A 12,874-nucleotide genomic window follows, 5' to 3' on the forward strand; every position below is an offset into this window, starting at 1 on the left:
GTCACAAGTTAAAGGACCGGAGCTCGTCCACGGCGAGTCGTGCCACCTGACCGATCACCCGGTCCGCCCGGGGGTTGCGCAGATCGGGGGTGTCGGAGCGGGTGAAGACGGCCACCGCCCACCGCCCGCCGTCCGGCCCCTCGATCACACCGGCCTCATTGCGCCAGCCGGGCAGCGTCCCGGTCTTCCCGGCCAGGCGGTAGCTGTCGTCGAACGCGGAGCCCAGCCGGTGCGGCCAGATCTGCTGGGCCATCACGGACCGCACTTCGGCGCAGGCCTGCGCGGGGCCCGCCTCGTCGCGCCAGATCCGGGCGAGGAGTTCGGCGGACTCGCGTGCCGTGGAACGGGTGGTGCGTTCGGGAACACACACCGAGAGCTCCAGAACCCTCCCCGGATCCGACGCGACCACCGCCGCCATCCTCGCGTGCGCCTCCGCCTCGGTGGACACGCCGAGCTCCGCGAAGAGCGAGCCGAGCAGCTCCCGGCAGCTGCCGACCAGATGGGTGCGCCCCAGACCGAGCCCGGCGAGCAGCTCATTGACCGTGCCCAGCCCCACCCGGGCCAGCACCACGTCGGTGGCCGCGTTGTCACTCATCGTCAGCATCATGTGGACCAGGTCGCGCAGACTCATCGAGACCGGGTCGGCACAGCCGGACGTGCCGATTCCGCCATCGCGGTACCGCATGTCCACCTCATGGCGCTCGGTCCGGTCCAGCCGTCCGGCGGCGGCCTCGCGGGCGTAGGCGAGCGCCACCGGGATCTTGAAGACCGAGGCGAGGACGACCGGTTCGTCCGCCGCGACGCCGATCGAGCGTTCCCCGTCGATCTCGCGGGCGAAGAAGAACCCCCGGACCCCGGCGTCGTCGAACGCCGCCCCGATGCGGGACTCGACGGTGTCCTGCCGCGGCCCCGGGACGTCCGGGCGGGTCGTGGTCATCGGCCGATCCATTCCGTCGACCGGGTCACCGCGGCCAGCAGCGCGGGGACGGGGGAGAGCCCGAGCCCCGGACCCCGCGGCACATCGAGATGGCCGTCCCGGAGCACGAACGGCTCGGTGATGTCCGTGCGGTAGTACCGGTCGGAGGCGGAGGTGTCGCCGGGGAGCGTGAAGCCCGGCAACGCGGCGAGCGCGACATTGGCGGCCCGGCCGAGCCCGGTCTCCAGCATCCCGCCGCACCACACCGGGACGCCGTGCGCGGCGCACACGTCATGGATCCGCCGCGCCTCCAGGTAGCCGCCGACGCGCCCCGGCTTGATGTTGACGACCGAACAGGCGCCCATCGCGATCGCGTCGGCCGCCGACCGCGCGGAGACGATGGACTCGTCCAGACAGATGGGGGTACGCACCCGCCGCGCCAGCGCCGCGTGCCCCCGGATGTCCTCCTCGTCCAGCGGCTGCTCGATCAGCAGCAGACCGTACGGGTCGAGCCGGGCGAGCAGACCGGCGTCCGCCAGGGTGTACGCGGTGTTGGCGTCCACCTGGAGCGCCACGTCGTCGCCGAAGCGCTCCCGCACCGCGCGTACGGGCTCCACGTCCCAGCCGGGCTCGATCTTCAGCTTGATCCGCCGGTATCCCTCGGCCAGATAGCCGTCGACCGCGTCGAGGAGAGCGGGGACCGAGTCCATGATGCCGACCGACACCCCGGCCGGCACCCGGTCGGCCGTCGCCCCCAGCCACTGGCCCATCGACAGCTCGTGCGCGCGCAGCCAGGCGTCGAGCACGGCCGTCTCCAGCGCGGCCTTGGCCATCCGGTGGCCCTTGAAGGCGGCGAGCGCCGGGGCGACCGCCCACGGGTCGAGCTCCGGGAGCGCGGCGAGCGCGGGCACCAGATGGGCGCGCAGGACGTCCACGGCAGCGTCGGTGTACTCCGAGGAGTACAGCGGATCGGCCATGGTGACGCACTCGCCGTACCCCTCGTGGTGCTCCGTCTCGACCCTGACCAGCAGGATCTCCCGGCTGGTCAGGGTGGCGAACGAGGTCCGGAACGGTGCCACCAGGGGCATCGCGATCCGGCGCAGTTCCACACCGACGAGCTTCATTCCCGCGTCTCCTGTCGCTTGTCGATCACATACCAGCCGTCCCGGGTGAATCCGGTGACGGCATGTCCCTGCTCCATCAGCCCGCCGAGGACCTCGCGCAGCGCGTACCGCCACTCGCGGGCCACGTCCGGGTCGGTGCGGCGCAGCTTCTCCATCTGCGCCGGGACATGGACGAGCACGGTGTCCCCGTCCCGGCGCCCGACGGCGGGACGGCCGTCGGGCTTGGCGTCGAGGCCGACCACGGTGCGCGCACCCGGGCTGTCGGCCGTGACGAGGCCGGGGGTGCCCGCGGCGGCCCGTACGGCGGCCTCACCCGTCAGCTCCCAGCGGACCAGCAGCCGGTCCGTCTCGGTGCCGGCGTTCACCGCGTCGTGCATCGTGCCGTAGAAATCGGTCAGGTACTCGCTCGGCACCGCGCCCAGTTTCGCCAGGTTGAAGTAGGCGTTCCGGCTGATCAGCGGGTCGAACGTCCAGGTCACCGTCGTGATGCCACGCTCCAGCGCCCAGGCCCGCTGGTGCAGTTTGACCGTGTAGCCGATGTTGCGGCCCCGGGCGTCCCCGTCGACCCCCGCGATATGCGAGTGCAGCCCGGTGCTGGCCAGGAACCCCAGACAGACACCGGTCATCCGGCCGTCCAGGTGGACCCCGACGACATAGCTGCCCGCGTGGGCGAAGACCCGCATCAGCTCCGGGGTGATCAGCGGGTTGCCGGGATCGGGCTGCCAGACCCGGTCCAGCAGCCGGCACGCCGCCAGGATCTCCTCCGGCTCGTGCAGCTCCCTCACGCTCACCCCCGCCCCGTGCGCCGCCCGCTCCGCGGCCGCCCCGGCCTCGGCCACGACGTGCGCGCTGTTCACGGCTCCACCCGGTCCGTCCCGGCCAGCGGCTCCCGGACGAGCGAGTCCACCAGCGCGGCCACCAGTGCCGCGCGGCGGGGGAGTTCGGCGACGGTCACATGCTCGTCGTCGGCGTGCGCCCCGCCGCCCACCGCCCCCAGCCCGTCCAGCGTGGGCGTACCCACCCCGGCCGTCAGATTGCCGTCGGAGCCGCCGCCGACCGCGACGCCGCGCAGCGTCCCGAAGCCGAGTTCCGCGTAGTGGCCCCGGGCCCGTCCGAACAGCTCCGCCGACGCGCCCGCCGCCAGCGGCGGCCGGTTGGGACCGCCCGAGAGCCGCAGCGAGGCACCGTCGAGCACCGGCGCGAGCCGCCGCATGCCGCGGTCCACCCGGGCCTGTTCACCGGCCGACCCCACGCGTACGTCGACCACCAGCCGGGCCGCGTCGGGCACGGTGTTGCGGGTGGTGCCGGAGGAGGCCACGGTCGGGGTCACCGTCGTGCCGGCCGCCGGGTCGGCGAGGGCCGACAGCGCGAGCACCTGATGGGCCAGCTCGGTCGTCGTGTTGACGCCCCGCTCGGGTTCGAGACCGGCGTGCGCCGCACGTCCGGCGATCCGCAGTTCGTAGCCGGACACGCCCTTGCGCACCGTCTTCAGCGCCCCGCCCTCGCTCGCCTCCAGGACCAGCGCCGCCCGCGTCCGGCGGGCCTCGGCCTCGATCAGGGCGCGCGAGCCGGGGGAGCCGATCTCCTCGTCGCCGGTGAGCAGCACCGACACGCCGTCGAGATCGTCGAGCACCGACAGGGCGTGGAAGAGCTGCACCAGCCCGGCCTTCATATCGAAGCAGCCGGGCCCCGTCAGCCGGCCCCCGGTCACCTCGAAGGGGTGCCGGGCCAGCGAGCCCACCGGCCAGACGGTGTCGAAGTGCCCGAGCAGCAGCACCCGGTCACCGGAGCCGAAGCGCCAGCGCAGGGTGGCCGGTCCCGAGCCGTCGAGCCACTCGGGAGCCGTCCCGGTCAGCCGGGTGCCGAGCCCGGCGACGACCCCGGCGCAGGCGACGACGGCGGCCGGGTCCTCGCTGGGCGACTCGCAGCGGACCAGCTCCTCGACCCCCGCCAGCAGGTCCGGCAGCCGCTCCGCCATCGCGGAGGCGAACGCGGCCACGTCAGCCGACCTTCGGGGTCGCGCGGGCGCCGTGGTGCAGATAGGCCGTGCCGTCGGCGAGCGTGTAGAAGACGACCGGGAGCCACGGGGTGAACCCCGGCCGCCGCAGCACGAAGAGACCCGGCTCGACCGGGTGCAGCGTGAACTCCTGCTCGGTGCTCGAAGCCAGTTCCGCCAGTGGCCCGGTGACCGTGTCGAGCATCACCAGAGTGCCGTCCCGCTCCACGATCTCCCTCCGGGAGGAGAGCCGCTCGTACACCCCGACGTACATGGCCGGGTCCACCGCCACCGGCTCCTTCGCGGGCTCCGGCGTGGTGCGCATCGTTGCCCCGGCCAGCTCCTGGACGAGCTCGGAGAACACCGCCAGGTACAGGCCCGCGGTGTCACCGCCGTTGGTGAGCAGGCAGATCGCGAGGTCGGAATCGGGCAGCACCCGCAGGAACGCGCTCTGCCCGATGGTCCCGCCGTCGTGTCCGTACACCCGCTGTCCGTCCCAGCTGTCGAGCAGCCAGCCCAGTCCCCAGGCACGGCCGAGCATGTGCGGGTCGGGAACCTCGACCTGCGGGGTCTGCATCGCGGTGGCGCTCTCGGCCGAGAGGATCTTGGTGCCGTCGTCGGTGACACCGCCGTTCATGTGCATCCGGGCGAAGGTGAGGACCTCGCGCGGCGTCGAGCAGATCAGCCCGGCCGGTCCGGCCGAACGCATCAGCCCCCACTGCGGGGTGGGCGCCGGGGGCTCGCCCGGGTGCCCGGTGGCGGCGCGGAAGCGCAGCACCTCCTCCGGCAGGGTGGCCGTACGGGTCAGACCGAGCGGCCGGTACAGACGCTCCTTCATCAGCTCGTCCCACTGGACGCCCGTGACATGCTCCAGCACCCGGCCCAGGAGGCTGAAGCCCGCGTTGCAGTACGACATGGTGGCGCCCAGCGGGTGGTTGGCGGCGACATCCGCCAGCAGCGCGGTGAACTTCTCCAGGCAGTCGTCGCCGCGGCCGGTGTCGGCGAAGAAGTCGCCGTCGATGCCGCTGGTGTGGGTCACGAGATGGCGCAGCGTCACCCCCTGGGTCAGCTCCTCGTTGACGAGCCGGAGCTCGGGGAGCACGGAGACGATGGGGGCGTCCAGTTCGAGGACGCCCTCCTCGATCAGGGCCATGGCCACCGTGGTGGTCCACACCTTGGAGATCGAACCGATCTGGAAGAGGGTGTCGGGTGTCGCCGTGATCTCGGCCTCGACGTTCGCCATGCCGACTGCCGTCTCGATGATCACCTCGCCGCGGTGCAGGACGGCGAGGTTCGCGCCGGGCACCCGGTGACGGGCGGCCAGCTCGGCGAGGCGGGCGCTCCAGCGGGCGGTCGGCCCGGCGGACGGGCCGGCGGACGGGGTGGCGGTGTCGGTCATGTTCGGCTCCGAATTCTTGGTCATGGTCGTTTCCAGCTCCGGTGGGTTCAGCGGTCGGTGTGGGCGGTGACCCAGTCGACGAGGCGACGGGAGTAGTCCTCGCGGTGCGAGGGCCGCCCGTTGAGGGGGAAGAGGTGGGAGCTGCCCGGGTACAGCACCAGCTGGGCGGGCACGCCCCGGGTGTACAGCGCGTGGAACCACTGCTCGGCCTGGCCGGCCGGGCAGGTGTCGTCCGCGCCGCCGTGCAGGATCAGCGTCGGTGCCCGTACCGCGTCGGCGTGGCTGATCGGCGACAGCGCCGGCAGCCGGTCCGGGTCGCCGATCTCCTGGGTGGCGATCAGCCGGCCCTCCGCGGACGTCCCGGCCATGGTCGTCAGGTCGACGACCGCACCGCCCGCCACGACGGTGGCGAACAGGCCGCTGCGGGCGGAGAGCCAGCAGCTCAGATAGCCGCCGTAGCTGTACCCGGTGAGCGCGATCCGGGCCGGGTCGACGAGCCCCTCCGCGATGAGGGTCGCGACGGGTTCGAGGACGTCCTGCTCGTCGGCCTCGCCCCAGGCGCCCACGGCGGCCCGGTAGAAGTCCTCGCCGTAGCCGTCGCTGCCGCGGATGTCGAGCGTCAGGACCGTCCAGCCCCGCGAGACCAGTTCCTGGTGGTGCGGGTAGGCCGGAGCGGCGTGCGGAGCCCAGGCGTTGTGCGGGCCGCCGTGCACGTCCACGAGCAGCGGTCCGCCGGGAGCGGTCCCCGGGGCGCGGGTGATCATTCCACGCACCGCGGTGCCGTCCGAGACGGTGAACAGGCGCTCGGTGAACGGGTGGAGGGCGATGCCGGGCAGCGACCGGGACATATGGGCGGTGAGCCGTACGGGCTCCGTCCCCGCCCCGTCGGGGCCGAGGGCGAGCAGCTCGATCTCGGCGAAGCTCGACGTGTCGGAGACGACCAGGGCCGCCCTGCCGGCCCGGCCGGCGACCGAGCAGCCGCTGACCCCGTTGCCGGCCGGCAACGGATACTCACCGATCCCCGCCGCGTCCACCCGGTAGAAGCGGGTGGCTCCGCCGTCACGGGCGCAGAAGACGATGGTGTCGCCGTGGAACTGCGGCAGCGCCCCCGGGCAACCGGGGCCCCCGGGCAGGACGTTGCGGTCCAGGGCGGCGCTGAGCGGGACCGGGGCGGCGCCGTCCAGCGGCTGGCGCAGCAGCTCCAGATGGCCGACGCCCGCGGAGGTCCGGCCGACGACGAGCAGCGCGCTCCCGTCGGGGTACCAGCTCACCGCCCCCGCGATCCCGGTGGCCGGGCCGACCCGGCGGGGCGCGGGCGAACCGGCCGCGACGCCGACGACATGCGCCGCCGAGGCCCCCGCGAGATCCCTGTCCGGACCGGACTGCGCCGGATAGGCGAGCCGCGTGCCGTCGGGCGACCAGGCGGGCTGTCCGGCGTGCGGGTTCCCCCCGGTGAGCCGCCGGACCTCGCCGGAGTCCACGTCCACCACGAAGACCTGGGTCCGGATCCGGCCCAGCAGCCCCGCCCCGTCCGCCTTCCAGCCGAGGCCGTCGATGACGACCGGGGCCGTGTCCTCGCGGCGGGCGGACGGTCCCGAGAACGCGATCCGGGTGCCGTCCGGACTCCACACGGGGATTCCGGCCCCCGCCGGACACCGGACCGCCGTGGTCAGCGCCACCGCCTCGCCCCCGTCGGCGGGCAGCAGATGCAGCTGCCCGGCACGCAGGAACGCCAGCTGTGTGCCGTCGGGGGACCAGCGCGGCGCGGTGTCCGCCGGGCCCCGGGTGAGCCGGCGGGCCGGGCCGCCGGCCGCGCGGACCTCCCAGATCGAGCTGTGCGCACGGTCGTTCGCGGCATCCTGGGTGGTCAGTGTGTACGCGACACGATCGCCGTCGGGGGACAGGGAGGGGTCGCTCGGGATCTCGAACCGGTACAGGTCCTCGATCGTCAGCGCTCGGGTCATGACGCCTCCGGAGCAGTCGTGAGAGTGGGCACACAGGAGATGAGGGTCCGGGTCGTCGGGTGCTCGGGCCGCTCCAGCACCCGGGCGGTGGGTCCGCACTCGACCAGCCGCCCGCCGTCCATCACGGCGACCTGGTCGGACAGATGGCGGACGACCGCGAGGTCGTGGGAGATGAACAGCATCGAGAAGCCCAGCTCCCGCTGGAGCCGGCGCAGCAGGTTCAGGACGGCGCCCTGGACGGAGACATCCAGCGCCGAGGTGATCTCGTCGGCGATCAGCACCGAGGGCCGGGCGGCCAGGGCCCTGGCCAGAGCGACCCGTTGGCGCTGACCGCCCGAAAGCGCGTCCGGGGTCAGCGAGGCCCGTCCGGGGTCGATACCGACGAGCTCCAGACATCGGGCCACCTCCGCCTCCCCGGCAGCGCGCCGTTCACGTGCCGTCGTGCCACCGGACCGTGCCCCGCCGGAGTCCGACCGGCGGCCCGGCGCCCGGCCGGGCAGTGCCTCGGCGACGGCGGCGCCGATGGTCATGCGCGGGTCGAGCGAGGCGTACGGGTTCTGGAACACCAGCTGCACCGGGCTGCGACCGCGCCGTGCGCCGATCTCCCGCCCCGCCACCAGGACCCGGCCCGCCGCCATCGGGGCCAGCCCGACCACAGCCTTCCCGAGGGTCGACTTGCCCGAACCCGATCCGCCCACCAGCCCGGTCACCGTGCCGTCCGGCACCACCAGGCTGACGTCGTCCACCGCGGTGAAGCGCCCGTAGCGGACCGTGATCCCGCGCAGTTCCAGTGAGCTCATGACGCCGCCTCCGCTCCGCGTGATGTGATCTCGACGGGCACGGCGCCCTCCGGCGCGCCCACCGGGTACCAGCAGGCCACCTCATGACCCGCCCCGAAGCCCGCCAGCGCGGGCGCCGCCCCGTGACAGCGTTCCCGGGCCCGTTCGCACCGGGGCGCGAACGAGCATCCCCCGCCGGTCCCGCCCGGCTCCGGCGGGCGGCCCGGGATGGTCGCCAGCTCCGTTCCGGGTTCCGTGGACATGGTGGGAACCGCGCCCACCAGCGCCCGGGTGTAGGGGTGCGCCGCGCCGCCGGCCAGCTCCGTGACCGGGAGGTTCTCGACGATCAGCCCCCCGTACATCACCAGCACCCGTTCGCAGACCTGGGCCACGACGGCGAGGTCGTGGGAGATCAGCAGCAGCGCCGCGCCGGAGTCCGCACGCACCTCGGCCAGCAGACCGAGCACCTGCTGCTGCACCGCCACATCGAGCGCCGTGGTCGGCTCGTCGGCGATGATCAGCTTCGGATCCCCCATCAGCCCCATCGCGATGACGGCCCGTTGCCGCATTCCGCCGGAGAACTCGTGCGGGCGCTGCCCGGCCCGGCGCTCCGGCGAGGGGATGCGGACGGCGCCGAGCCGGTCGACGGCGCGCGCCGATGCCTGCCTGCGGGACCGCCCGAGATGGACCTCGGCCACCTCGGCGAGCTGACGGCCCACCCGCAGGGCCGGGTTGAGCGAGGCCATCGGGTCCTGGAAGACCATGGCCAGCGCGGTGCCCAGCCGGGGGTCCGCCCGCAGATCGTGGCCGTCGAAGCGGAGGGTGCCGGTGACACGCCCCGGATGTGGGACGAGGTCGGCCAGCGCCAGGGCGGTGAGGCTCTTGCCGGAACCGGACTCGCCGACCAGGCCGACGGCCTCGCCCGCTCCGACGCTCAGCGAGACGCCGCGTACGGCCTCCCGTCCGCCGGGAAAGGTCACCCGCAGACCGTGCGCCCGTACCACCGCCGCGTCGTCGCCCCCGGGTTCCCCGTCCGGCGCGGCCTCCGCCGCGGTCTCCGGCGGCGCTGTCTCCGGCGCCCGCGGTGCCCTCCGGCCACCCGCCTGGGCGAGCACCTCACCGACCAGCCCGAACATCAGACCCGTCAGCACCACGGCCGCGCCGGGCGCCAGCGCCGCCACCGGGTTCACATAGACCCGGCTCAGCTGCTCGTTGAGCAGCCGCCCCCAGTCGTACTCCGGTGGCTGCACCCCGAGCCCCAGGAACGAGAGCCCCGAGAAGGCGACCAGGATGCCCCCCGCCGCCTGGGTGGCGAACAGCACCGACGGCTCCGCGATGTTGGGCAGCAGATGACGTACCACCAGCCGGAACCGGCCCACGCCGAGGATCCGCGCCGCCGCGACATAGTCCGAGCCCGCGACCGACGCGGTCAGGTTCTGCACCAGCCGCGCCATCGGCGGGACCATGGCGAGCCCCACCGCGAACACCGCTCCGGTGCTTCCCACCCCGAAGATCGTGGCGAGGAAGAGCAGGAACAGCAGTCCGGGGAAGGCGACCAGCACGCCCACCACGGCTGTGATCAGCCGGCCGAGGCGCCGGCCGAGCACCGAGGGCGCGACACCGAGCAGCAGTCCGCCGCCCACCCCGATCGCGGTGGCCAGCAGGGTGAGCCGCAGCGTCAGCCGGGTCGCCACCACGACCCGGGCGGCGATGTCGCGGCCCAGCTGGTCGGTGCCGAACAGATGCGTGGCGCTGCTGCCCTCGTTGATCGCGTCCGTGTCCACCCGGGCGGCCTGCTCGCCGAGGAGGACCGGGCCGAACACGGCGACCAGCGCCACCACCAGACAGGCGGTGAGAGCGGTGATCCCGATCGGCGTCCTGAGTGTGCGCCCCAGCCGGCAGCGCAGCGAGGTGCCATGGTCCTGATGAGACATCGTCAGCTCCCGCGAACGGTGGACTGGGGGTCGGCGACGGCCACGGCCACGTCGACGGCGAAGGTGATCAGCAGCGCCGCCGCCCCGTAGACCAGCACCACGCCCTGGACCAGCGGATAGTCCTTCTCGGTGATGGCCTGCACGATCGTGGTGCCGAGGCCGGGCCAGGCGAAGACGTTCTCGATGAGTACGGTGCCGGCGAGCAGCGAGCTGAACAGGAGACCGCTCAGGGTGAGCGAGGAGGTCAGCAGGTTGGGCAGCGCGTGCCGCAGATAGCGCAGCCGGGCCGGCAGCCGTTTCGCCCGCGCGGTACGCATGTAGTCCTCGCCGAGCACCCGCAGCGTCTCGACCCGGACGATTCTCGACAACGTCGCCGCCGGGACGAGGGCGAGGGCCAGCACCGGCAGTACGTAGGAGGACAGGCCGCTCTGCGAGGCGACCGGGAAGACCGGCCAGGTCACGGCGAACGCCGCCACCAGGCCGACCGCCAGCAGGAATTCGGGCACCGCGCCCAGGAACCCGGTGACACCGGTGAAGGCGAGTTCACCGCGCCGCCTCCGGCCGTCCTTGGTCAGTACGGCCGCTGTCATCCCGACCGGAATCGCGAGCAGCAGGATCAGCGCGAACGCGGGGACGGCGATCTGGAGAGTCGCCGGCAGACGGCTGGAGACGATCTCGGAAACGGGCAGCTGGGAGTTGATCGAGTCCCCCATCCGGCCCTGGAGGAGCTGACCGAGGAAGTCGCCGTACTGGCTCGTCAGCGGCCGGTCCAGGCCGAGCGCCTGCCGGCGGGCCTCGACCAGCGCGGGGTCCGCGGTGGGGCCGAGCGACGCCCGCACCGGGTCGCCGGGGATCAGATGGATCATCGCGAAAGCGGCCGTGACCAGCGCGGCCAGAGACACCATCAGCCGCCAGGCGCGGCGCAGGGCGAAGCTGACCCAGGGGCTGCGGGGGGTGGGGACAGGGCCTCGCGGGGAGCGCGGACGGCGCGCGGAGCGCGTGGGAAGCGTGGTCATCAGCTTCCACTCCGGCGCAGTGTGCTGGGGATGATGCCGCTGCCGTTGACCTGGAAGGTCACGCCCTTGCCGTACACCCGGTTCTCCTTGCTGACGATCGGCACGATGTCGACCCGTTCGACCAGAGCGGCTTCGGCCGCCTCCCACAGGTCGCAGCCAGAGGTGCCGGGCCTGGCCGAGCCCTGTGCGGCGAGCCGGTGGTAGCCGGGGTTGGCGATGGCGCCGAAGTTGTTGCCCGCGGGCGGCGGCGGACCGTCGTAGAACTGGGTCAGCTGGTCCGGGAGGGTCACCCCGATGGGAGCCCAGGCGACGTCCCAGTCACCGGCCACCAGCGCACCGGCGATACCGGCTCCGCCCACCGGCCGGGCCGAGGCCTTCACTCCGAAGTCGTCCCACCTCTGGACGGCGAGTTCGATCGCCGAGGCGACCTGCGGACCCTGGTTGACGGCGTAGGCGAGCTTGACGGTGAGCGGCTCGCCGTCCTTCTTCCAGGCGCCGCCGCTCTTGGTCCAGCCCGCCGCCCTCAGGTCCTTCGCGGCCCGGCCCGGGTCGTGGCGGGGGACGTTCCCGGTCACCGGGTCGCCGGCGCAGGGGGTGGGGGCCATCTCCCCGATGGCGGTGGGGGGTTTGCCCTCGCCGCCCGTGGAGACGTTCCTGAGCTCCCTCAGATCCAGTACGGAGACCAGCGCCCTGCGCACCGCGAGGTCGGCGGTCGCCAGTGGGGCCCTCTCGTTGAACATGAACTGCCCGAACAGCGCCTCGACGCTCCGGCTCTTCACCCCGGCCGCGTTCAGCCGCTGCTGGTCGGCACCGTTGATCTGCATCGTGTTGATCTGTCCGGCCATCAGGAGGTTGGCCGCGGTCGACTCGTTGGTGACGACCTTGAACACCACCGTGCGGGGCAGGTCCGCGCCCGTGGCGCCGCGGGGGCCCCAGGAGTAACCGTCCCGCCTGGTGTACGTGTAGTGGTCACCCGGCACCGCCTCGGTCAGCCGGTACGGACCGCTCGCCCCGGTGGCCCTGGCCAGCGAGTCCGGCGCCGCCAGGCTCTTCTCGCAGACCAGCGGGAGCATCCGGGCCATGTGCGCGATGAACGGCGCGGGCTTCTTCGTGGTGACCGTGACCGTGCGCGTCGCCTCGTCGGCCTCGGCCACCGCGGTGACCGGCACCGAGAGACCGAGCATCGGCGACCGGTTCCGCGGGTCGGCGATGTGGTTGTACTCGGCGGCCACATCGGCCGCCGTGAGCGCCGAACCGTCCTCGCACGTCACCCCGGAGCGGATGGTGAACCGTGCGGAGGTGGGTGTGACCGACCACTTCTCGGCCACACCGGGTACCAGCGAACCATCGGCCGCGAAGTGCACCAGCGTGTCGTACGCGAAGGTGTTCATGGACAGCGCGGTGCCGGCCAGCGCCATCGTGGGACTGAGACTGCCCGGATCGGCGGCGATGCCCAGCACCACCGTCGACGCCCCGCCGCCCGCAGCACCTCCGCCGCACGCGGCCGCGGTGGCGACCAGCCCCAGCGCCGCGGCGACGGCGGTCGCGGACCGCACCCGTCGCGAGGGTGTACGTCGCGTCTCCGTGCCTGGGGTGCTGCGCATGGTCACCTCCGAAGAAGCGGCAGGCCGCCGCCGAGTGAAGGGAACATTAAGCAGTGATGTACCTGCCCCGATGTGTCGTGGCGTACGAAAAACGGCCCTGCCGTTGGTGCGCCGCACCGAAGACGGCCGCCGCCCGGTGCCG

Annotated in this window: 10 protein-coding genes; all 10 read right to left on the minus strand. The window is 73.3% G+C overall.

Going from position 1 to position 12,874, the window contains the following annotated elements:
- Position 1: 1 nt before the first annotated feature.
- Genes ABT170_RS18665 through ABT170_RS18710 form a run of 10 tightly spaced genes read right to left on the minus strand, consistent with a single transcriptional unit; the run spans position 2 to position 12,732 of the window.
- Positions 2-937, minus strand: a complete 936-nt coding sequence (locus ABT170_RS18665) for a serine hydrolase (RefSeq protein WP_351868611.1) — start codon at positions 935-937, stop codon at positions 2-4.
- Positions 934-2,040 carry an o-succinylbenzoate synthase gene (gene menC / locus ABT170_RS18670; RefSeq protein WP_329946994.1) on the minus strand — a complete coding sequence of 369 codons (1,107 nt, stop codon included), beginning with the start codon at positions 2,038-2,040 and terminating at the stop codon, positions 934-936. The genes ABT170_RS18665 and menC overlap by 4 nt, the downstream gene beginning before the upstream one ends.
- A complete protein-coding gene (locus ABT170_RS18675) occupies positions 2,037-2,897 on the minus strand; it encodes a GNAT family N-acetyltransferase (RefSeq protein WP_351868615.1) in 861 nt (286 codons plus the stop codon). The genes menC and ABT170_RS18675 overlap by 4 nt, the downstream gene beginning before the upstream one ends.
- A complete protein-coding gene (locus tag ABT170_RS18680) occupies positions 2,894-4,039 on the minus strand; it encodes a M20 family metallopeptidase (protein ID WP_351868618.1) in 1,146 nt (381 codons plus the stop codon). Before ABT170_RS18680 ends, ABT170_RS18675 begins: the two co-directional genes overlap by 4 nt.
- 1 nt (position 4,040) lies before the next feature.
- Positions 4,041-5,459 (minus strand): serine hydrolase domain-containing protein, encoded by a 1,419-nt coding sequence (locus ABT170_RS18685; protein WP_351868621.1) that lies wholly within the window; start codon positions 5,457-5,459, stop codon positions 4,041-4,043.
- A gap of 23 nt (positions 5,460-5,482) precedes the next feature.
- On the minus strand, positions 5,483-7,399 hold the full coding sequence (locus tag ABT170_RS18690; protein WP_351868624.1) for a S9 family peptidase: 1,917 nt from the start codon (positions 7,397-7,399) through the stop codon (positions 5,483-5,485).
- Entirely contained in the window at positions 7,396-8,199 is an 804-nt protein-coding gene (locus ABT170_RS18695) for an ABC transporter ATP-binding protein (RefSeq protein WP_351868627.1), read from the minus strand. Before ABT170_RS18695 ends, ABT170_RS18690 begins: the two co-directional genes overlap by 4 nt.
- Complete coding sequence (locus ABT170_RS18700; protein ID WP_351868630.1) at positions 8,196-10,112, minus strand: dipeptide/oligopeptide/nickel ABC transporter permease/ATP-binding protein; 1,917 nt, start codon at positions 10,110-10,112, stop codon at positions 8,196-8,198. Before ABT170_RS18700 ends, ABT170_RS18695 begins: the two co-directional genes overlap by 4 nt.
- 2 nt (positions 10,113-10,114) lie before the next feature.
- Entirely contained in the window at positions 10,115-11,128 is a 1,014-nt protein-coding gene (locus ABT170_RS18705; RefSeq protein WP_351868633.1) for an ABC transporter permease, read from the minus strand.
- On the minus strand, positions 11,128-12,732 hold the full coding sequence (locus tag ABT170_RS18710; RefSeq protein ID WP_351868636.1) for an ABC transporter substrate-binding protein: 1,605 nt from the start codon (positions 12,730-12,732) through the stop codon (positions 11,128-11,130). Before ABT170_RS18710 ends, ABT170_RS18705 begins: the two co-directional genes overlap by 1 nt.
- Positions 12,733-12,874: the final 142 nt, after the last annotated feature.

It is taken from the genome of Streptomyces sp. NPDC001787 (assembly GCF_040297465.1).
Classification (GTDB): domain Bacteria; phylum Actinomycetota; class Actinomycetes; order Streptomycetales; family Streptomycetaceae; genus Streptomyces.

Excerpts from the sequence above, each read along its gene's own strand:
- ABT170_RS18695 (WP_351868627.1), bottom strand. The coding sequence starts at position 8,199 with ATGAGCTCACTGGAACTGCGCGGGATCACGGTCCGCTACGGGCGCTTC.
- ABT170_RS18685 (WP_351868621.1), bottom strand. The coding sequence starts at position 5,459 with ATGACCAAGAATTCGGAGCCGAACATGACCGACACCGCCACCCCGTCC.
- ABT170_RS18700 (WP_351868630.1), bottom strand. The coding sequence starts at position 10,112 with ATGTCTCATCAGGACCATGGCACCTCGCTGCGCTGCCGGCTGGGGCGC.
- ABT170_RS18665 (WP_351868611.1), bottom strand. The coding sequence starts at position 937 with ATGACCACGACCCGCCCGGACGTCCCGGGGCCGCGGCAGGACACCGTC.
- menC (WP_329946994.1), bottom strand. The coding sequence starts at position 2,040 with ATGAAGCTCGTCGGTGTGGAACTGCGCCGGATCGCGATGCCCCTGGTG.
- ABT170_RS18690 (WP_351868624.1), bottom strand. The coding sequence starts at position 7,399 with ATGACCCGAGCGCTGACGATCGAGGACCTGTACCGGTTCGAGATCCCG.
- ABT170_RS18705 (WP_351868633.1), bottom strand. The coding sequence starts at position 11,128 with ATGACCACGCTTCCCACGCGCTCCGCGCGCCGTCCGCGCTCCCCGCGA.
- ABT170_RS18710 (WP_351868636.1), bottom strand. The coding sequence starts at position 12,732 with ATGCGCAGCACCCCAGGCACGGAGACGCGACGTACACCCTCGCGACGG.